At 53.6% G+C, this 25,296-nt stretch carries 1 protein-coding gene (running past one end of the window); it reads right to left on the reverse strand.

The window, feature by feature from the left end:
- On the reverse strand, positions 1-25,296 hold the 3' portion of the coding sequence (locus tag RAL90_RS10870; protein ID WP_306250506.1) for a hypothetical protein. 10,134 nt of this gene lie beyond the right edge of the window; the window shows 25,296 of its 35,430 coding nt (coding positions 10,135-35,430); its start codon lies beyond the right edge, outside the window; the stop codon is at positions 1-3.

Genomic DNA, 25,296 nt, shown 5'->3' on the forward strand with positions numbered 1-25,296 from the left:
TTAAACTGTCGTTACAGCAAGCTCACCGATAACCCCACCACCACCGTCAGTCCACGTATAGGTGGTTGTCGAACCAACCGTCGAGACAGATGAGAAGCCCGTCACATCTACTATGTCCCCTGTTGCATTCACCAGAATGCTGAGGCTGTTGTTGCTGTCAGTCACGGATTGGATATCTGAGAGATCAAGATCAAGGTCGGCATCAACGTTACCGTCAGAGAAATCAATGATTTCCACATCTGACAGAATGTCAAACAACCCAACCTCATCTACAGTCGCTGTTGAGGCAGTTTCGAGTACGACCGTGTCCTGACCAGTTCCACCATTGATGGACGCTGCTGAAGTATCGATCAGATCATAATCAATCAGGAAAGTATCGTTACCAGCGCCGCCATTGGCAGTGTCTGCTCCACCATTGGTATCGATAGTGTCATTGCCGTTGCCGCCATTAAGGACATTATCACCACTGTCGCCACGCAACACATCACCTTGAGAAGAGCCTGTGATGTTTTCAATATTTGTGAGCGTATCACCCTGAGCATCACCGCCAGAACCTGTGCCTGCATCGAGGTCAACTGTTACACCAGAGCTGGAGCTGGAATAATCTGCAGTATCTGTATTAGCACCGCCATCCAAATCGTCTGCACCGGCACCGCCAGTTAGCGTATCATTGCCGTTGCCACCAAGAAGTGTATCGTTTCCAGCGCCGCCGATAAGATTGTCAGCGCCGCCATTGCCGGTGAGTACATTATCATTACCGTCACCAGTCAAACTATCTGCGGCGCCCGTTCCAATAACATTTTCAATGCCGCTCAATGTATCACCAGCAGCATCACCACCAGACCCAGTGCCCGCTCCAAGATCAACTGTCACACCGGCACCTGATGCAGAATAATCCGCAGTATCAGTACCAATACCACCAGCGAGCGTGTCAGCGCCCCCAAGCCCTGCAAGCGTATCATTGCCTGAGCCACCAGTCAGGACGTTTGCAGCAGAACTCCCCGTTAGAGTGTCATTGCCGGAACCGCCTGTGGCATTCTCGAAGTTGCTGATCGTGTCACCAGCAGCATCACCACCGGAAACTGTATTGGTATTCAGACTAACAGAAACACCCGCGGTGTCAGAAGCATAAGATACAGTATCTGTGTTGGCGCCGCCATCAAGATCATCTGCCCCCGCACCGCCTTCAAGCGTATCGTTGCCCGCACCACCAGCGAGCGTGTCAGCGCCGCCAAGCCCTGCAAGCGTGTCATTGCCTGAGCCACCTGTCAGGACGTTTGCAGCAGAGCTCCCCGTCAAGGTATCATTGCCGGAACCGCCTGTGGCATTCTCGAAGTTGCTGATCGTGTCACCAGCAGCATCACCACCGGAAACTGTGTTCGTGCCGAGATTCACGTTCACACCGCTACTGTCAGACGCGTAAGAAAGTGTATCGGCATCTCCGCCGCCATCAAGAACGTCAGCACCCGCACCACCTTCAAGCGTATCATTACCAGCACCACCAGCGAGAGTATCGGCACCGCCAGCGCCCTGAAGGTTGTCAGCGCCGCCATTGCCGGTGAGTACATTATCATTACCGTCACCAGTCAAACTATCTGCGGCGCCCGTTCCAATAACATTTTCAATGCCGCTCAATGTATCACCAGCAGCATCACCACCAGACCCAGTGCCCGCTCCAAGATCAACTGTCACACCGGCACCTGATGCAGAATAATCCGCAGTATCAGTACCAATACCACCAGCGAGCGTGTCAGCGCCCCCAAGCCCTGCAAGCGTATCATTGCCTGAGCCACCAGTCAGGACGTTTGCAGCAGAACTCCCCGTTAGAGTGTCATTGCCGGAACCGCCTGTGGCATTCTCGAAGTTGCTGATCGTGTCACCAGCAGCATCACCACCGGAAACTGTATTGGTATTCAGACTAACAGAAACACCCGCGGTGTCAGAAGCATAAGATACAGTATCTGTGTTGGCGCCGCCATCAAGATCATCTGCCCCCGCACCGCCTTCAAGCGTATCGTTGCCCGCACCACCAGCGAGCGTGTCAGCGCCGCCAAGCCCTGCAAGCGTGTCATTGCCTGAGCCACCTGTCAGGACGTTTGCAGCAGAGCTCCCCGTCAAGGTATCATTGCCGGAACCGCCTGTGGCATTCTCGAAGTTGCTGATCGTGTCACCAGCAGCATCACCACCGGAAACTGTGTTCGTGCCGAGATTCACGTTCACACCGCTACTGTCAGACGCGTAAGAAAGTGTATCGGCATCTCCGCCGCCATCAAGAACGTCAGCACCCGCACCACCTTCAAGCGTATCATTACCAGCACCACCAGCGAGAGTATCGGCACCGCCAGCGCCCTGAAGGTTGTCAGCGCCGCCATTGCCGGTGAGTACATTATCATTACCGTCACCAGTCAAACTATCTGCGGCGCCCGTTCCAATAACATTTTCAATGCCGCTCAATGTATCACCAGCAGCATCACCACCAGACCCAGTGCCCGCTCCAAGATCAACTGTCACACCGGCACCTGATGCAGAATAATCCGCAGTATCAGTACCAATACCACCAGCGAGCGTGTCAGCGCCCCCAAGCCCTGCAAGCGTATCATTGCCTGAGCCACCAGTCAGGACGTTTGCAGCAGAACTCCCCGTTAGAGTGTCATTGCCGGAACCGCCTGTGGCATTCTCGAAGTTGCTGATCGTGTCACCAGCAGCATCACCACCGGAAACTGTATTGGTATTCAGACTAACAGAAACACCCGCGGTGTCAGAAGCATAAGATACAGTATCTGTGTTGGCGCCGCCATCAAGATCATCTGCCCCCGCACCGCCTTCAAGCGTATCGTTGCCCGCACCACCAGCGAGCGTGTCAGCGCCGCCAAGCCCTGCAAGCGTGTCATTGCCTGAGCCACCTGTCAGGACGTTTGCAGCAGAGCTCCCCGTCAAGGTATCATTGCCGGAACCGCCTGTGGCATTCTCGAAATTGCTGATCGTGTCACCGGCAGCATCACCACCGGAAACCGTGTTCGTGCCGAGATTCACGTTCACACCGCTACTGTCAGACGCATAAGAAAGTGTATCGGTATCTCCGCCGCCATCAAGAACGTCAGCACCCGCACCACCTTCAAGCGTATCATTTCCGGTGCCGCCGCGTAACTCTTCAGCCGCGGCCGTACCGGTAATCTGATCATTGAAATTAGAACCGATAACACGTTCAATACCGCTCAGTGTATCACCTTGTGCATCACCACCAGTACCCGCACTACCATCCAGACTGACCGTAACGCCAGAAGAAGATGTTGCATAAGTAACTGTATCAGTATCTGCGCCACCAATAAGCGTATCAGCACCAGCTCCGCCATTCAGCGTATCATTCCCGCTGCCACCGTTAAGCGTATCATTTCCGTCAGCGCCAGAAAGGGCGTCGTTGCCACCATTGCCAATCAGTGTGTTTGCAGATGCATTACCGGTCATTGCATCATTGCCCGAACCGCCAGTTGCGTTTTCAAAGCCGTTGATTGTGTCACCTGTAGCATCACCACCAGAGACAGTATTCGTTGCAAGATTGACCGTTACGCCTGTTGTGTCAGACGCATAAGAGAGCGTGTCTGTATTTGCTCCACCGTCAAGGTCATCAGCACCCGCGCCCCCTTCAAGGGTATCATCGCCTGCACCACCGCTTAGTGTATCATCACCGCCTGCACCAAACAGATTATCTGCGCCTGCGTTGCCGGTGAGCACATTTGCACCACCATCACCAGTCAGCGTATCAGCAGCCCCACTACCGAGAATATTTTCAATTCCTGTGAGTGTGTCACCCTGGGCATCACCGCCAAGGCCTGTACCGGCCCCGAGATCAACCGTTACGCCTGAACCTGATGCAGAATAATCAGCAGTATCGATATTGGCACCACCATCGAGATCGTCTGCACCGGCACCACCACTGAGCGTGTCATCTCCTGCACCGCCAGAAAGCGTATCATCGCCACCTGCACCAGACAGCGTATCGGCACCGCCGTTACCCGTCAGTACATTATTGTTTCCGTCACCAGAAAGCGCGTCATCTGCCGCTGTACCAAGAACATTTTCGATACCATTCAATGTATCTCCGGCAGCATCGCCACCGGAACCTGTTCCTGCAGCAAGATCAACCGTAACGCCGCCCGTAGAGGCTGAATAGTCGGCTGTGTCTGTACCGGCACCACCAGCAAGCGTGTCAGCACCGCCAAGACCAACCAGCGTGTCATTACCAGACCCACCGGTCAGAATATTCGCACCAGAACTCCCCGTCAGGGTGTCATTTCCGGCGCCACCAGTTACATTTTCAAAGTTACTGATCGTGTCGCCAGTTGCATCTCCTCCGGATACGGTATTCGTCCCCAAGTCGACTGTGACACCTGATGTATCTGATGCGTATGAGAGGGTATCTGTCCCCCCTTCACCGTTCAGAATATCCGCACCGGCACCACCCTCGAGCGTGTCGTTTCCAAGACCACCGAGAAGCTCTTCCGCAGTGGCTGTGCCGGTAACATTGTCTGCGAAGTCAGAGCCGATGATACGTTCTATGGAGATCAGCGTATCTCCGGCCGCATCACCACCACTGCCCGCACTACCGTCAAGAGTGATTGTTATCCCTGCACTAGATGTTGAGTAATCTGCTGTATCAGTATTAACGCCGCCATTCAGGTCATCCGCACCAGCACCACCGATCAATGTATCATTACCAGCACCGCCACTCAGCGCGTCATTGCCTGCTTCACCGCTCAAAGTGTCATTACCACCATTACCGGTGAGTATGTTCGCGGCACCGTTCCCGGTCAGAATATCATTCCCGGACCCGCCCGAGGCATTGACGAAATTGTTGATTGTATCACCTTGTGCGTCACCGCCAGAGACAACACCGGTACCAAGATCAACATTTACCCCTGTCGTGTCAGACTCATAAGAAAGCGTGTTATCGCCAGCTTCCCCGTCAAGCACGTCAGCGCCAGCCCCCCCCTCGATGGTGTCGTTTCCGCTACCACCATTTATGATGTTGATGCCAGCATCACCTGTCAGGATGTCGTTAAAGTCCGAACCTGTCAGATTCTCTATATTGTTCAGTGTGTCGCCTGCAGCGTGACCTCCGCTGCCTGCTGCGCCATCAAGACTGATTGTGACCCCGCCATTTGAATCACTGTAGTCTACAGTGTCAGTACCCCCGGCTCCGTCAATCGCATCACCACCAGCAAGGCCGATGATTGTATTGTCATTTGCATCACCCGTGAGGGTATCGGCAAAAGAAGACCCTGTCAGGTTTTCGATTGTAGCATATGTGTCTCCTGCGGCATCCCCCGCCGTGCCACCGGTTGCCAGATTAGCCGTGACGCCAGCGCCAGCTGTCTCATAACTGGCGGTATCCGTTCCCGCACCACCTGTCAGACTATCAGCGCCCGCCCCACCGATCAGTATATCTGCTCCATTATCACCAAACAGGGTGTCATCACCACCCAGACCATTAAGCGTATCCCCGCCACTGCCGCCGGTCAGGACATTCGCTACACTACTTCCAGTTAGCGTATCACTGAAAGACGTCCCTGTAACATTTTCAATATCTGTGTACGTATCACCAGTTGCATCACCCTGGCTGCCTGATCCGGCATTCAGGTCAACTGTTGCAGCGCTCGTGGAAGCAGAATAGTCTACGGTGTCAGTATTGTTACCGCCATCAAGCGTATCGGCACCACCAGAACCAACAATAATGTCATCACCGTCACCACCGCGGAGCGTTTGGCTGCCCCCTGTACCAACCAACGTATCGTTGAAGCCAGTGCCGACGACGGTTTCAATACTGCTGAGTGTATCGCCCTCTGCTTCACCGCCAATGCCTGATGTGCCATCCGTGAAAACAGTGACGCCAGACCCGGCAGCAGAATAATCTACGCTGTCAGTACCAGCACCACCACTGTATGTATCTGCACCGGCAGTGCTGATAAAACTATCATTCCCCGCTGCACCAGTCAGTACATTATCGTCGGCATTGCCAGTAATTGTATCATCGAACGCGGAACCAATCACGTTCTCAATGTCTGTAAGTGTGTCACCCTGAGCATCACCACCAGCACCGGTTCCCGCCGTCAGGTCGACAGTCACGGCACCAGATGCTGAATAATCCACAGTATCTGTACCTGCACCACCATCGAGTACGTCCGCATCTGCGCCACCAATCAGGATATCATCGCCATTGTCACCGTTCAATGTATCAGTACCAGCACCACCGATTAGCGTATCATCTTCCGTACCGCCATTTAGGACGTCATTGCCGGCACCACCGTCAAGTGTATCATCAGCTGAACCGCCATTCAGGGTATCGTTGTCATCTTCACCAAAGAGGCTGTCTTCATCAGCATTGCCATTGATAACATCATCGCCGGCACCACCTCTTATTATGTCCAGACCCGCACCACCACTCAGTATATTGACGTTTGCATCGCCTGTTATGGTGTCATCAAAATCGGAGCCGATAACGTTCTCTATTGAATCGAGTGTGTCACCGTCTGCGTGCCCTCCAGCACCGGTGCCCGCAACTAGGTCGACTGTAACAGCACCCGTTGACTCATCATAGGAAGCGGTATCGTTACCAGTCCCGCCGATCAACTCATCTGCGCCACCGAGTCCTTCCAAGGTGTCATCGCCAGTACCACCATCGAGAATATTCACTGCACTGTTACCGGTCAGGCTATCATTGAAATTCGATCCTGTGACGTTTTCCAGATTACTGAGAATGTCTCCGGTCGCATGTCCGCCGGTAACCTGGCTACCATCCAAGCCTACTGTTACGCCAGAGCCGGAATTTGTATAGTCGACAGTATCATTACCGCTACCGCCATCAATTCTTTCATCACTGCCGCCACTGAAAATCGTGTCATCACCACCGCGCGCAAGAACTCGTTCAGTACCCGATGCAGCCGCTATGATTGTATCACCAAAATTAGATCCAAACACTCGTTCAATGGTAGCGTAAGTGTCACCATCCGCAATATCACCTATGCCTACACCATTTAACAGGTCAACCGTAATACCCGCCGTTGCATTGATGAAATCAATCGTATCAAAAGCACCCGATCCACCTGTATAGTCATCAGCTCCATCGCCAGCGACAAAAAAGTCATCACCGTTTCCGCCTGTAACTGTATCATTACCAGCGTCGTCGTGGATCGTATCGTTCTGGTTGCCTCCATCAATGATGTCATCACCATCACCGCCAAAGATTGTATCAGTCTGATCGCCACCATTTATCGTGTCATTGCCAGCGCCACCAGTCAGGTTGTCAGAACCAGTACCGCCATTGATGATATCATCATCACCTTCACCATCAATGGTGTCATTCCCGATACCACCGTTCAGTGTGTCATTCCCATCGCCGCCCAAGATGGTATCGTTTCCAAGATCACCAGAGAAAATATTATTGTTGGTGTCACCTGTCAGGTTGTCGTTCCCTTCAGAGCCAAATATATTTTCTATAGAAACAAATGTATCACCTTCAGCTTCACCGCCTGTGGCCACGCCTGTTGCAAGGTTAACCGTTATGGCAGCCGTGGAATTATCGTAAGAGGCTGTGTCACTGCCATTACCACCATCAAGCACGTCAGCACCGCCGCCGCCAACAAGCGTATCGTCACCATCTCCGGCCTCGATCACGTTATCATCCACGTCAGAGCCTTCAATATAGTCATTGAAGTCAGAGCCAATAGCGCGCTCCACCTGAATAACGATATCGCCATCGGCCAGACCGCCTGTACTGACAGTACCGTTCAGGAAAAGCGTGATGGCAGAAGTTGAAGCAGAATAATCAACCGTATCAAAGTCAGCATCACCGTCAATCTGATCCGCACCTTCAGATGCCAAGATCAGATCTTCACCGGCACCGGCGCTGATTTCATCATCGCCATCACCGGAATCAATCGTGTCATTACCACCACCGCCTGTAATGGTATCAACACCTGCACCAGTCGTGATGTTATCCGAGCCTTCACCGCCTGTAACAGTATTGTTCCCACCGCCAGCATCGACAGTATTGTCACCATTGCCATCATTGAGGATGATATTATCATTCCCTGAGCCAGCCGTGATGGTGTCATTACCACCACCACCGCGGATGGTATTATTCCCTTCACCACCGTCAATGATATCGTTACCAGCGTCTCCGCGCAGATCATCGTTGCCATCACCACCGTCAATGATATCATTACCATTGTTACCGTCGATCCTGTCACCCGCGGTACTGCCTGTGAGTGTATCATTACCGTTACCGCCGAAAAAGCCCACAGCAACTGTATCGCCAATCATGGTGTCATCGAATGAGCTGCCAACAAAACGCTCAATGTCTATATACGTATCACCTGCTGCATCACCGACATTCAATGCTATGTTAGCAAGATTTACCGTCACAGCTGATGTGGAACTAGCGTAAGTCACAACATCACCGTTTGTGATATTTCCACCTGCACCACCATCATAGGTGTCATTACCGCCATTGCCGACGAATGTGTCATTGCCACCTCTACCAGTCAGTACGTTGTCGCCAGAATCACCACGAAGCACGTCATTACTGTTAGAGCCAGTGACATTTTCGATGTTGATCAGCGTATCACCCTGCGCCTCACCGCCTGCCCCGGTTCCGGCCAAGAGGTCCACTGTTACACCCGAAGAAGAGGCAGAATAGTCGGCAGTATCAACCCCCAAACCGCCATCCAGGTCATCAAAGCCAAAGCCGCCAATCAGCGTATCATTGCCTTCGCCGCCATCAATAGTATTTTCACCGGTATCACCTGTCAGGGTGTCATCGAAATCAGACCCGATAATATTCTCGATACTGTCATAAGTATCACCTTGAGCGGTCCCTCCCATACCAGTGCCCGCTTGCAGGTTCACCGTCACGGCAGCATCAGAAAGCGAATAATCAGCTGTGTCTGAGTCATTGCCGCCAAAGTAGCTGTCAGCCCCGGCACCACCGCGGAAAGTGTCGTCTCCGTCGCCACCATTCAGCGTATCATCACCGCCTTCACCGTGCAGAATATCGTCACCACCGTCGCCTGAGATGACATCAGCTTCATCACCGCCAAAGAAAGTATCATTCCCATCGCCACCGAAGAGCGTATCAATACCCGCATCCCCAATGAGCGTGTCATCACCACCTTCACCGAAAAGTGTAGATCCACCAATCGCAGCTGTAAGCGTATCTGCGAAATCAGATCCTTCAATAATCTCGATGCTGAAGAAAGTATCACCCTGAGCATCGCCACCAGTACCAGTATTGGTCAGCAAAGAAACCGTCACACCAGAAGCTGAACTTTGATAGCTGGCCGTATCTGTACCAAGACCACCGGTCAGCGCATCGGCGCCGCCCAGGCCTTCAAGGAAGTCATCACCATCACCACCATCAAGGGCATTGTTCTGGCTATCACCTGTGATGCTGTCATTGAAAATCGAACCTGTAACATTTTCGATTTCATTCAACTGGTCACCAAGAGCATCACCACCAAAATTGGCACTGTTGCTGAGATTCACGGTAACAGCAAAAGCTGAATTGACATAGGTAGCTGTATCAATACCGCCGCCGCCGAAGATAATGTCAGCTCCACCGCCCCCTTCAATCAGGTCGTTACCATCTCCGCCCCTGATTGTGTTTGCGATGGTATTGCCCGTAAGGGAGTCATCATTTGCCGACCCGGTAATGTTCTCAACATTTACGATCGTATCACCGGCAGCATCACCGCCTGTATTGACGCCAGTCAGCAGATTCACGGTTACGGCAGCAGCAGAATTTTCGTAAGAAACAGTGTCAGCGTTACCCGCGCCACCATCAATGGCATCAGCGCCGCCCCCACCTTCAATGATATCGTCTTCACCGTCACCAAAGAGTTGATCAACACCACTCCCGCCACGAAGCGTATCACTGCCAGAGGCACCACGCAGCGTGCTGCCAGTATCAGCCGCAGTCAGGTCATCCGCGAGGGACGAGCCAATGACCTCTTCGACATTGCTGATGGAATCACCCGCAGCATCACCACCGGTATTTACATCTGTTTGCAGATTAACCGTCACACCAGCCAAAGACGTTTCGTAGGTTACAGTATCAAAGCCAATACCGCCATCCAGCGTGTCCGCTCCTTCGCGTCCGTTCAGGATATCATTGCCATCACCACCAGTCAGCGTATTGATGCCGCTGTTGCCTTGCAGATTATCATCAAAATCAGAGCCGATCAGGTTTTCGATATTTGCCAGCGTGTCGCCCTCAGCATCTCCACCAACGCCGAGATTACCGACAAAAAGCTGTGCGGATACGCCCGCAGCAGAAGCAGAGTAGTCAGCTACGTCAGTGCCAAGGCCGCCGTCCAGGATATCAGCACCGCCAAGGCCGATAATGATATCGTTGCCACTTCCACCGTTGATTACATTTATCGCGTCATTGCCTGTCAGGCTATCGTCGTTGGCGCTCCCCAGCAGGTTTTCAATATCGATCAGTGTATCACCTGTGGCATCACCACCAGAAACTGTACCTGTCTCAAGATCAATCGTTACAGCCGTTGCTGAATTCTCATAACTTGCAGTATCAGCGCCTGTGCCACCATCTATGACGTCTGCACCAGCGCCCCCTTCAAGAATATCTGCATTAGCCCCACCCAGAAGAGTGTCATCTCCTCCTGCGCCTCTTAGCGTATCAGCTCCATCCGCGCCTTCCAGTCTGTTGGCAACCGCAGAACCGATCAGGGTATCATCACCGCCAGAGCCAATAACATTCTCTACTCCGGTAATGACATCGGCATTGGCATCGCCCCCACTGCCTACGCCTGTCGTCAGATTTACCGTCACGGCACCTGCAGAGGTACTGTAATCTATAAGATCAGTACCAGCACCACCAGTAAGCGTATCGGCACCCGCGCCACCGATCAGAGTATCGTCTCCGGCGCCACCAATCAGCGTATTGGCAGCCGAATCGCCTGTCAGGCTGTCATTAAAATCAGACCCTGTCAGCGCCTCTATATCAAGAAGCGTATCACCGGTGGCATCACCACCGCTTGCTGTTCCTGCAGCCAAATCAATCGTGACCGCAGAAGCAGATGCAGAGTAATCCGCCGTATCAAAACCAGCGCCACCATCAAGCGTGTCGGCACCAGCAAGGCCGGTCAGTACATCATCGCCTGCAAGACCAGTTAGAATATTTGCCCCGGCATCACCCGTAATACTGTCTACAGCACCTGAACCTGTAACATTCTCGATGTCGAAGAAGATATCGCCCGCAGCATCCCCGCCAGCATTATTACTGTCATCATTCAGATCAACAGTCACACCAGTAGTTGATGATGAATAATCTGCGGTGTCAGAACCGGCACCCCCTTGCAGGATATCAGCATCTGCTCCCCCGGCCAGTATGTCATCACCATCCCCGCCGGACAATACGTCGCTGCCAGCAAGGCCGGTCAGTACGTCATTCCCACCCTGGCCGCTGAGTGTGTTTGAAAAACTGTCACCACGCAGAGTATCATCACCAGTATCTGAGCCTGTAACATTCTCTATGCCAGAAAGCGTGTCGCCATCGGCATCTCCACCGACACCAATGCCAGTATCCAGAAACACGCTGACGCCTGTTGCAGACGCTGTATAATCTGCTGTATCGGAACCGGTACCCCCGATCAACGAGTCGGCATCCGCACCGCCAGCCAGCGTATCATTACCATCTCCACCGTCCAGTGTATCAGTACCGGCGCCACCACGCAGTGTGTCATCACCATCCAGACCGCTCAGTACGTTTGATACCGCATCGCCTGCCAGCGTATCATTATTGGCAGAACCCGTGATGTTCTCAATATTGGCCAGAGTGTCACCAGCCGCATCACCACCGCTCGCGGTCCCGGCATTCAAATCCACATTTACACCGGCTGCAGAGTCCTGATAGCTGGCGGTATCAATACCGACGCCACCATCGAGAGCATCAGCCCCTACGCCGCCGATTAGTGTGTCATCGCCATCATCACCAAAGAGGCTGTCATCACCGCCGCCGCCCTGGAGTATGTCATTTCCGGCAAGACCTCTTAGCTCGTTGCTTTGACTGTCACCTGTCAAATCGTCTGCATGGCTTGAACCTGTGACGTTTTCGATACCCGTCAGAGTATCGCCATTTGCCTCACCGCCATTTCCTTGCTGCAGATCAAGATTGACCGTCACACCAGCACCAGAGCCGGAATAGTCCGCAAGGTCGACACCCGCACCGCCAATCAGCTCATCCGCACCAAGACCACCGATCAGAGTGTCGTCACCGGCACCACCATCAAGTGTATTGTCATTGTCATCACCAATCAATGTGTCACCCTGTGATGACCCAACAAGGTTCTGTATATTGAACAATTTATCGCCTTGCGCATCGCTGCCGATGCCTGTCCCTGTTGCCAGGTTCACGGTGACACCACCTGTTGATGAAGTGTAATCCGCTGTATTATCGCCAGCACCGCCATCAAGAACGTCTGCTCCGGCACCACCAATCAGCGTATCATCGCCGCCGCCGCCCAGAAGCGTATCGTCTCCCGCGCGGCCGTCAAGCGTATCATCTCCCGCACCACCCGTCAGGGTATTTGCAGAGGCATTGCCAAGAATAATATCATTGAATGCGGATCCGCGCACATCCTCTATGTCTGTAAACGTATCGCCTTGCGCATCGCCACCGATGCCCGTCCCGGCGTCAAGGTCAATCGTGACGGCAACGGAAGAAGCGGTGTAATCTACCGTATCGACGCCGGCACCACCATCAAGTACATCCGCACCAACACCGCCTGTCAGCGTATCATCACCATCACCGCCCAGAAGCGTGTCCGCGCCCTGACCACCTGTCAGCGCGTCATTGCCGCCAAGTCCCTCAAGACGGTTGTCATCCGTAGAGCCGACAAGAACATCGTCCGCCGCTGTGCCAATAGCATTCTCGATATTGAGAAGACTGTCTGTACCAATATCAGCACCAGTAGCTGTGCCCGCTGCAAGGTCAACCGTGACAGAAGACGCAGAAGCCGAGAAGTCCGCCGTATCAGACCCGACACCACCATCAAGGGTGTCATCACCACCAAGACCAGCCAGCGTGTCATCACCATCACCGGACTCGATAACATTCGCATTCGCATCACCTGTCAGGGTATCTGCATTATCGGAGCCAATCAGGTTCTCAACACCGGTCAGAACATCATCAGCAGCATCTCCACCACTGGCGCTACCAGCAGCAAGGTCTACACTTACACCGGAACTTGAGCCCTGATAGCTGGCCGTGTCCGTGCCAGCACCACCTGTAATCTGGTCAGCACCAGAACCACCAAGAAGGAAGTCATTGCCTGTGCCGCCATCAAGAACATCATCGCCAGCACGGCCCGTCAATGTATCATCACCCGCAGCGCCAAGTAATTCATTGTCTGCTGCATCACCACTCAGAATATCATTGTTTGCTGAGCCCGTGACATTCTCAATACCGGACAGGATATCACCGGTCGCATGACCACCTGTGCCGGTACCACTTTGCAGATCAACCGTAACAGCAGCATTGGAGCCTGTATATTCGGCTGTATCAATACCTGTACCCCCACGAAGGTCGTCAGCACCTTCAAGACCGCGCAGGGTGTCGTCACCGGCACCACCATCCAGGATATTGGACTGGTTATCACCGATCAGCACATCATCCTGATCTGATCCGATAACATTTTCTATACTGAACAGCGTATCACCAGCAGCATCACCGCCGCTGGCTGTACCAGCAGTCAGATCAATCGTGACAGCGCCAGCTGACGCAGAATAATCGGCTGTATCTTCACCTGTACCGCCTTGCAGAACGTCAGCACCACCACGACCTTCAAGAACATCGTCACCGCCGCCGCCCAGAAGCGTATCGTCTCCCGCGCGGCCGTCAAGCGTATCATCTCCCGCACCACCCGTCAGGGTATTTGCAGAGGCATTGCCAAGAATAATATCATTGAATGCGGATCCGCGCACATCCTCTATGTCTGTAAACGTATCGCCTTGCGCATCGCCACCGATGCCCGTCCCGGCGTCAAGGTCAATCGTGACGGCAACGGAAGAAGCGGTGTAATCTACCGTATCGACGCCGGCACCACCATCAAGTACATCCGCACCAACACCGCCTGTCAGCGTATCATCACCATCACCGCCCAGAAGCGTGTCCGCGCCCTGACCACCTGTCAGCGCGTCATTGCCGCCAAGTCCCTCAAGACGGTTGTCATCCGTAGAGCCGACAAGAACATCGTCCGCCGCTGTGCCAATAGCATTCTCGATATTGAGAAGACTGTCTGTACCAATATCAGCACCAGTAGCTGTGCCCGCTGCAAGGTCAACCGTGACAGAAGACGCAGAAGCCGAGAAGTCCGCCGTATCAGACCCGACACCACCATCAAGGGTGTCATCACCACCAAGACCAGCCAGCGTGTCATCACCATCACCGGACTCGATAACATTCGCATTCGCATCACCTGTCAGGGTATCTGCATTATCGGAGCCAATCAGGTTCTCAACACCGGTCAGAACATCATCAGCAGCATCTCCACCACTGGCGCTACCAGCAGCAAGGTCTACACTTACACCGGAACTTGAGCCCTGATAGCTGGCCGTGTCCGTGCCAGCACCACCTGTAATCTGGTCAGCACCAGAACCACCAAGAAGGAAGTCATTGCCTGTGCCGCCATCAAGAACATCATCGCCAGCACGGCCCGTCAATGTATCATCACCCGCAGCGCCAAGTAATTCATTGTCTGCTGCATCACCACTCAGAATATCATTGTTTGCTGAGCCCGTGACATTCTCAATACCGGACAGGATATCACCGGTCGCATGACCACCTGTGCCGGTACCACTTTGCAGATCAACCGTAACAGCAGCATTGGAGCCTGTATATTCGGCTGTATCAATACCTGTACCCCCACGAAGGTCGTCAGCACCTTCAAGACCGCGCAGGGTGTCGTCACCGGCACCACCATCCAGGATATTGGACTGGTTATCACCGATCAGCACATCATCCTGATCTGATCCGATAACATTTTCTATACTGAACAGCGTATCACCAGCAGCATCACCGCCGCTGGCTGTACCAGCAGTCAGATCAATCGTGACAGCGCCAGCTGACGCAGAATAATCGGCTGTATCTTCACCTGTACCGCCTTGCAGAATGTCAGCACCACCACGACCTTCAAGAACATCGTCACCGCCGCCGCCAGTCAGCACATTGGCACCGCCATCACCGGACAATGTATCGTTGAAACTGGAGCCAACCAGATTCTCAATCCCGGTCAGAGTATCGCCGGTCGCATCACCGTCAGAACCTGTGCCTGAAACAAGGTCAACCGTCACTGCCTGAAGCGATAAAGAATAACTCGCCGTATCGACGCCGGCACCACCATCAAGTACATCCGCACCAACACCGCCTGTCAGCGTATCATCACCATCACCGCCCAGAAGCGTGTCCGCGCCCTGACCACCTGTCAGCGCGTCATTGCCGCCAAGTCCCTCAAGACGGTTGTCATCCGTAGAGCCGACAAGAACATCGTCCGCCGCTGTGCCAATAGCATTCTCGATATTGAGAAGACTGTCTGTACCAATATCAGCACCAGTAGCTGTGCCCGCTGCAAGGTCAACCGTGACAGAAGACGCAGAAGCCGAGAAGTCCGCCGTATCAGACCCGACACCACCATCAAGGGTGTCATCACCACCAAGACCAGCCAGCGTGTCATCACCATCACCGGACTCGATAACATTCGCATTCGCATCACCTGTCAGGGTATCTGCATTATCGGAGCCAATCAGGTTCTCAACACCGGTCAGAACATCATCAGCAGCATCTCCACCACTGGCGCTACCAGCAGCAAGGTCTACACTTACACCGGAACTTGAGCCCTGATAGCTGGCCGTGTCCGTGCCAGCACCACCTGTAATCTGGTCAGCACCAGAACCACCAAGAAGGAAGTCATTGCCTGTGCCGCCATCAAGAACATCATCGCCAGCACGGCCCGTCAATGTATCATCACCCGCAGCGCCAAGTAATTCATTGTCTGCTGCATCACCACTCAGAATATCATTGTTTGCTGAGCCCGTGACATTCTCAATACCGGACAGGATATCACCGGTCGCATGACCACCTGTGCCGGTACCACTTTGCAGATCAACCGTAACAGCAGCATTGGAGCCTGTATATTCGGCTGTATCAATACCTGTACCCCCACGAAGGTCGTCAGCACCTTCAAGACCGCGCAGGGTGTCGTCACCGGCACCACCATCCAGGATATTGGACTGGTTATCACCGATCAGCACATCATCCTGATCTGATCCGATAACATTTTCTATACTGAACAGCGTATCACCAGCAGCATCACCGCCGCTGGCTGTACCAGCAGTCAGATCAATCGTGACAGCGCCAGCTGACGCAGAATAATCGGCTGTATCTTCACCTGTACCGCCTTGCAGAACGTCAGCACCACCACGACCTTCAAGAACATCGTCACCGCCGCCGCCAGTCAGCACATTGGCACCGCCATCACCGGACAATGTATCGTTGAAACTGGAGCCAACCAGATTCTCAATCCCGGTCAGAGTATCGCCGGTCGCATCACCGTCAGAACCTGTGCCTGAAACAAGGTCAACCGTCACTGCCTGAAGCGATAAAGAATAACTCGCCGTATCGACGCCGGCACCACCATCAAGTACATCCGCACCAACACCGCCAAATAGAGTGTCCGTACCGTCCCCCCCTTCAAGTGTATCGTTGCCTTCCGCGCCACTAAGAGTATCATCACCTGCGCCGCCGGATAGCACGTTGGAGAGGCTGTTCCCGGTCAGATTATCATTATTATCGCTGCCAATGAGGTTTTCTATACTGGTCAGCACATCGCCCGCCGCATCGCCGCCAGTGGCACTATTCGTCGTCAGATTGACCGTTACAGCTGCAGCCGAAGTACTGTAATCGGCAGTGTCAGTACCACTACCGCCAGCCAAAGTATCTGCGCCGAACCCACCATTCAAAATGTCATTGCCGCTGCCGCCTGTCAGCACATTGGCATTGGTATCGCCCGTGAGAAAATCTGCATTATCAGAGCCTGTAATATTTTCAAAACCTGCAAGCGTATCGCCTGTTGCATCACCGCCCGAAGCTGTATTTGTCGCAAGGTTCACGGTGACGCCAGCAGAAGAGCCGGTGTAGGAAACCGTATCGACACCGCTGCCGCCAATGAGGGTATCAGCACCACTCCCGCCGCGCACGAGATCATCACCATCACCTGCATCCAGCGTATCATCACCGCCAGCGCCATCGAGCGAATCGTTGCCAGCAAAGCCGCGCAGAACATTCGTAGAGCCGTCACCTTCTATAGTATCATCAAGAAGCGTTCCATCAACATTCTCGATACTGATCAGTGTATCACCCGTAGCTTCACCGCCAAGGGCAATTCCCGTCGTCAGACTGACACTTACACCTTGTGTAGACGTTGTATAATCAATGGTATCAATACCGGCACCACCATCGAGAACATCAGCCCCGAAGCCACCATTCAAGATGTCGTCACCTTCCTGGCCGAGCAGCGTATCGTTTCCAGAATTACCGAAAACAGTATCATTGCCATCACCACCTTCAAGGCGGTTATCATTCCCATCGCCTGTGAGGGAATCATCTCCATCACTACCAATAAGGTTCTCGATGCTGAGGAGCGTATCCCCAGCCGCATCGCCGCCAGAAAATGTTGACGTCAGTAGGTCTAGCGTAACAGCGGCAGTCGAAGCAGAATAATCGGCTGTATCAGAACCGATACCACCATTCAGTGTATCTGCGCCAGCAAGTCCCGCCAACACGTCATTGCCTGAAGCGCCGGAAAGGACATTGGCGGCGGCATCACCTGTGAGCGTATCGTCATTTGCCGAGCCGCCGATATTCTCAAAATTGGAGAATATGTCCCCTTCGGCATGACCGCCAGAGGCGAAACCAGTCGAAAGATTTACTGTAACAGCAGCATCTGAACCGGCGTAAGATAAGGTATCAACACCCGCACCCCCATCCAGAACATCGCCAGCATCACCACCTTCAATCTGGTCATCGCCTGCATTACCAGTCAATACATTGATGATATTGTCGCCAGTTATGACGTCATTCTGATTTGACCCAATAACATTCTCTATACTGATTATTGTATCACCGGCTGCGTCACCATTGAAACCCAGACCGGAGTTGAGGAATACTGATACACCCTGACTTGAAGATGTATAATCAATGGTATCAAACCCAAGCCCGCCATCAAGAAAGTCAGCGCCTACACCGCCTATAAGTGTATCATTGCCGAATTCACCCTGAAGGTTATCATCACCTGCGCCGCCACTAAGCGTATCGTTGCCAGCACCACCACGAAGTTCATTCACTCCAGTATCGCCAGTCAATGTATCATCATTATCTGAACCAATCAGGCTCTCGATCGATATAAGCGTATCGCCGGTTGCCGTGCCGCCAGACACAGTATTTGTCTGCAAGTTGATGTTTACAGCATCAGAACTACCACTGTAATCAGCAAAGTCTACGCCCGCTCCGCCATCAATAATGTCTCCACCAGCGCCGCCCTGCAGCAAGTCATTACCATCACCACCTTCAAGCTGATCATCACCGAACCCGCCACTGATCGTGTCATTGCCCCCAAGACCCTGAAGGAAATTCTGATCATTGTTACCACTCAGAACATCATCACCAATTGATCCGATGACATCCTCAATACCACTATATGTGTCTGACTGCGCATCTCCCCCTGTGCCGACACCAAGGCCAAGATCAACAATAACTGCTCCTGATGAACCGGAATAATCAACAACATCCGTACCGGCACCACCGATCAGTTCATCCGCACCGCCAAGACCGATAAGGCGGTCATCACCAGCACCACCATCAAGCCTGTTACTGCTCGCATCACCGATCAGAAGGTCGTCAAAATCAGAGCCAGTCAGATTCTCAATATTCACATATGTATCACCTGCAGCTGTGCCGAACTGGCCAGTTCCAGTCGATAGATCAACCGTCACAGCAACAGAAGAATCCACATAAGATGCGGTATCGCTTCCGGAGCCCCCCTCAAGAGTATCTGCACCGAGCCCACCAATCAGCGTGTCATCCCCGGCGCCACCTTCCAATGTATCGTCGCCCGCGAGGCCTTTCAGTGTATCTGCGCCGGCAAGACCGGATAATACATTCTGGCCGGCATCGCCTTCAATAATATCGTCCTGTAGTGACCCTTCAACATTCTCGATACCAGAAAATGTATCGCCTGACGCATGACCACCGTTAGCTGTGCCCAGCGCCAACGAAATATCAATACCGGCATCGGAGTTACCATAGCTGATAGTATCAACGCCAGCACCGCCGATCAGACTGTCAGCCCCGGCACCGCCCTCGAGAAAATCATTCCCAGCGCCACCATCCAGTATGTTTGCGCCAACCGTACCAATCAATGTGTCGTTGAATCCGGACCCTACAGCATTCTCAACTGAAGTATACTCATCACCCTGAGCAAGACCGCCAACACCAAGTCCGATTTGCAAATCGACGGACACAGCTGCTGACGACGCCGAATAATCGACTGTATCGAAGCCGCTGCCACCATTTATGACATCCCCGTCCACACTGCCGAGGAATGTATCAGCACCAGCACCGCCAAGCAGAATATCTGCCGCCGCCCCGCCAAATAACGTATCGTCACCCGACCCGCCCGTCAGAGTATTTGCATTTGCGTCGCCGGAGAGTGTGTCGTTAAATGTTGAACCAATGATATTTTCAATACTGGAGAATGTATCACCGTTTGCATGGCCGCCAGTCGCAAGATTACCAGCCAAGTCAACGGTTACAGCAGCATCGGAAGATTCATAACTGATTGTATCCGTACCCGCATCACCGTCCAGCAAGTCAGCGCCCGCACCACCAATCAAGGTATCATCACCAAGACCACCAAGCAGCATGTCATCTCCTGCTTCACCAGACAGGGAATCATCACCCAAACCGCCTGTCAGAACATTCTGACCGGCCGTACCAATTATCACATCATTGAAGTTTGATCCGATGACGTCTTCAATATCAATAAAGATATCGAACTGGGCGTCTCCACCAGCACCAACGCCCAATTGCAGATTAACACCGACTGCAGCTGTTGACGCTGAGTAATCGACCAGGTCAATTCCCGTTCCGCCATCGAGTCTGTCTCCGCCTTCCAGGCCGATGAGGATATCGTTGCCTGCACCACCGGAAAGCTCATTGTTATCGCCATTACCGATCAGTACATCGTCAAAGGCAGAACCAATCACATTCTCGATACTGGTAAAAACATCACCCTCGGCAATATCACCTGTGCCCGTACCAGCCGTCAGGTCAATCGTGACGGCCCCGCCAGCATCATCGTAGGTTGCAGTGTCTTCACCGGTGCCACCATCCAGAATATCTGATCCGGCACCGCCCTGCAACAGGTCATCACCCGCACCACCAGACAGCGTGTCAGCACCGCCGCGACCACGCAGCGTATCATCACCTACATTGCCGGACAGAACGTTCACCCCGGCATCTCCGGCAAGTACATCATCAAAACTGGACCCCGACAGGTTCTCAATCGAACTCAGCGTATCACCAGCTGCATCTGCCCCTGTCGCCGTACCGGCAAGAAGGTCTATGCTCACAGCACCAAGAGACCCAAGATACTGTGCTGTATCAAGACCTGCACCACCTTCAAGGAAGTCAGCACCAATGCCGCCTTCCAGAATATCATTACCGGCACCGCCCGTCAGAACATTCGCAGAGTTGTTCCCGATCAGCGTATCGTCAAAATCTGACCCGGTGACATTCTCTATGGCAATCAGCTGATCACCTTCGGCAGAACCTCCAAAGCCCTGACCGGTCAGCAAGTTGACTGAAACGGCAGCAAGTGAGTCCGTATAGCTTGTTGTATCTGTACCCGCACCACCATCAATCGTGTCAGCACCAAAACCACCGATCAGGGTGTCATCACCGGCACCACCGACAAGCACATTGTCCTCGGTGCTCCCGATCAGGGTGTCGTCAAACGCCGACCCCGTCACATTCTCGATGCTCAGATAGGTATCACCATCCGCACTGCCGCCAGAGCCTGTCAGCGTATCAAGATTGACTGAAACAGCTGCCGATGAAAGCGTGTAAACGACCGTATCAGAACCGACACCACCATCAAGGACATCGCCGCCAAGACCGCCCTCCAGAACATCATCTCCCGAACCGCCAAGTAGAGTATCAACTCCGGCGCCACCGGATAACGTATCATCACCGCCGCGACCTTCAAGCACATTGTCGCCGCCAGAGCCGCTCAGAACATCACCGGACTCGGACCCGATCGCATTCTCGATACTGATGAGTGTATCTGTGCCGGTACCTGCCCCACTGGCAGTGCCAGCGCCGAGATCGACAGACACAGAAGAACCAGACGCCGTAAAGTCAACAGTATCCGTTCCGGCACCGCCATCCAGAGTATCATTGCCTCCGAGCCCTGCCAGAATATCATTGCCTGTCCCGGCCCGGATATCGTTGGCGTTTCCGTCCCCCGTGAGACTATCGTCATTATCAGAGCCAATCAGGTTCTCAATTTCACTCAGCGTATCGCCTTCTGCGTCACCACCTGTGGCAACACCTGTAGAAAGATCCACGGTAACGCCTGCAGCTGAACCCTGATAGCTGGCTGTGTCCGCACCCGAGCCACCAGAGAGAAGATCAGCCCCTACGCCACCAACGAGAACGTCGTTACCAGCCCCCCCCTGAAGGTCATCATCCCCTGCAAGGCCGGTGAGCGTATCAGCACCGCCAAGGCCAATCAGCACATTGTTACCAGCATCCCCTGTGAGCACGTCTCCATTGGCAGAACCGGTAACATTCTCAATACCGGTCAGGGTATCGCCCGTCGCATGACCGCCCGCTGCAGTACCATTCTGCAGATCAACAGTTACGGCTGCATCAGAGGTCGCGTAATCAGCCGTATCAACACCGGCACCGCCAATAAGCTGATCCGCACCTTCGTTCCCTCGTAGGGTGTCATCACCGGCACCACCATCCAGGGTATTATCTTCAGCGTTGCCAGTCAGCACATCATTTTGGCTGGAGCCAATAACATTCTCTATACTAATTAGTATATCACCAAAGGCATCACCGCCATTGGCCGTACCAGCTGACAGATCAATCGTGACTGCACCAGCTGATGAGGCATAGCTGGCCGTGTCCTGCCCCGTTCCGCCATCGAGTCTGTCTCCGCCTTCCAGGCCGATGAGGATATCGTTGCCTGCACCACCGGAAAGCTCATTGTTATCGCCATTACCGATCAGTACATCGTCAAAGGCAGAACCAATCACATTCTCGATACTGGTAAAAACATCACCCTCGGCAATATCACCTGTGCCCGTACCAGCCGTCAGGTCAATCGTGACGGCCCCGCCAGCATCATCGTAGGTTGCAGTGTCTTCACCGGTGCCACCATCCAGAATATCTGATCCGGCACCGCCCTGCAACAGGTCATCACCCGCACCACCAGACAGCGTGTCAGCACCGCCGCGACCACGCAGCGTATCATCACCTACATTGCCGGACAGAACGTTCGCCCCGGCATCTCCGGCAAGTACATCATCAAAACTGGACCCCGACAGGTTCTCAATCGAACTCAGCGTATCACCAGCTGCATCTGCCCCTGTCGCCGTACCGGCAAGAAGGTCTATGCTCACAGCACCAAGAGACCCAAGATACTGTGCTGTATCAAGACCTGCACCACCTTCAAGGAAGTCAGCACCAATGCCGCCTTCCAGAATATCATTACCGGCACCGCCCGTCAGAACATTCGCAGAGTTGTTCCCGATCAGCGTATCGTCAAAATCTGACCCGGTGACATTCTCTATGGCAATCAGCTGATCACCTTCGGCAGAACCTCCAAAGCCCTGACCGGTCAGCAAGTTGACTGAAACGGCAGCAAGTGAGTCCGTATAGCTTGTTGTATCTGTACCCGCACCACCATCAATCGTGTCAGCACCAAAACCACCGATCAGGGTGTCATCACCGGCACCACCGACAAGCACATTGTCCTCGGTGCTCCCGATCAGGGTGTCGTCAAACGCCGACCCCGTCACATTCTCGATGCTCAGATAGGTATCACCATCCGCACTGCCGCCAGAGCCTGTCAGCGTATCAAGATTGACTGAAACAGCTGCCGATGAAAGCGTGTAAACGACCGTATCAGAACCGACACCACCATCAAGGACATCGCCGCCAAGACCGCCCTCCAGAACATCATCTCCCGAACCGCCAAGTAGAGTATCAACTCCGGCGCCACCGGATAATGTATCATCGCCGCCACGACCTTCAAGCACATTGTCGCCGCCAGAGCCGCTCAGAACATCACCGGACTCGGACCCGATCGCATTCTCGATACTGATGAGTGTATCTGTGCCGGTACCTGCCCCACTGGCAGTGCCAGCGCCGAGATCGACAGACACAGAAGAACCAGACGCCGTAAAGTCAACAGTATCCGTTCCGGCACCGCCATCCAGAGTATCATTGCCTCCGAGCCCTGCCAGAATATCATTGCCTGTCCCGGCCCGGATATCGTTGGCGTTTCCGTCCCCCGTGAGACTATCGTCATTATCAGAGCCAATCAGGTTCTCAATTTCACTCAGCGTATCGCCTTCTGCGTCACCACCTGTGGCAACACCTGTAGAAAGATCCACGGTAACGCCTGCAGCTGAACCCTGATAGCTGGCTGTGTCCGCACCCGAGCCACCAGAGAGAAGATCAGCCCCTACGCCACCAACGAGAACGTCGTTACCAGCCCCCCCCTGAAGGTCATCATCCCCTGCAAGGCCGGTGAGCGTATCAGCACCGCCAAGGCCAATCAGCACATTGTTACCAGCATCCCCTGTGAGCACGTCTCCATTGGCAGAACCGGTAACATTCTCAATACCGGTCAGGGTATCGCCCGTCGCATGACCGCCCGCTGCAGTACCATTCTGCAGATCAACAGTTACGGCTGCATCAGAGGTCGCGTAATCAGCCGTATCAACACCGGCACCGCCAATAAGCTGATCCGCACCTTCGTTCCCTCGTAGGGTGTCATCACCGGCACCACCATCCAGGGTATTATCTTCAGCGTTGCCAGTCAGCACATCATTTTGGCTGGAGCCAATAACATTCTCTATACTAATTAGTATATCACCAAAGGCATCACCGCCATTGGCCGTACCAGCTGACAGATCAATCGTGACTGCACCAGCTGATGAGGCATAGCTGGCCGTGTCCTGCCCCGTTCCGCCATCGAGTCTGTCTCCGCCTTCCAGGCCGATGAGGATATCGTTGCCTGCACCACCGGAAAGCTCATTGTTATCGCCATTACCGATCAGTACATCGTCAAAGGCAGAACCAATCACATTCTCGATACTGGTAAAAACATCACCCTCGGCAATATCACCTGTGCCCGTACCAGCCGTCAGGTCAATCGTGACGGCCCCGCCAGCATCATCGTAGGTTGCAGTGTCTTCACCGGTGCCACCATCCAGAATATCTGATCCGGCACCGCCCTGCAACAGGTCATCACCCGCACCACCAGACAGCGTGTCAGCACCGCCGCGACCACGCAGCGTATCATCACCTACATTGCCGGACAGAACGTTCACCCCGGCATCTCCGGCAAGTACATCATCAAAACTGGACCCCGACAGGTTCTCAATCGAACTCAGCGTATCACCAGCTGCATCTGCCCCTGTCGCCGTACCGGCAAGAAGGTCTATGCTCACAGCACCAAGAGACCCAAGATACTGTGCTGTATCAAGACCTGCACCACCTTCAAGGAAGTCAGCACCAATGCCGCCTTCCAGAATATCATTACCGGCACCGCCCGTCAGAACATTCGCAGAGTTGTTCCCGATCAGCGTATCGTCAAAATCTGACCCGGTGACATTCTCTATGGCAATCAGCTGATCACCTTCGGCAGAACCTCCAAAGCCCTGACCGGTCAGCAAGTTGACTGAAACGGCAGCAAGTGAGTCCGTATAGCTTGTTGTATCTGTACCCGCACCACCATCAATCGTGTCAGCACCAAAACCACCGATCAGGGTGTCATCACCGGCACCACCGACAAGCACATTGTCCTCGGTGCTCCCGATCAGGGTGTCGTCAAACGCCGACCCCGTCACATTCTCGATGCTCAGATAGGTATCACCATCCGCACTGCCGCCAGAGCCTGTCAGCGTATCAAGATTGACTGAAACAGCTGC

The sequence above is a fragment of the Parvularcula sp. IMCC14364 genome (assembly GCF_030758415.1).
Taxonomy (GTDB): Bacteria; Pseudomonadota; Alphaproteobacteria; order Caulobacterales; family Parvularculaceae; genus Aquisalinus.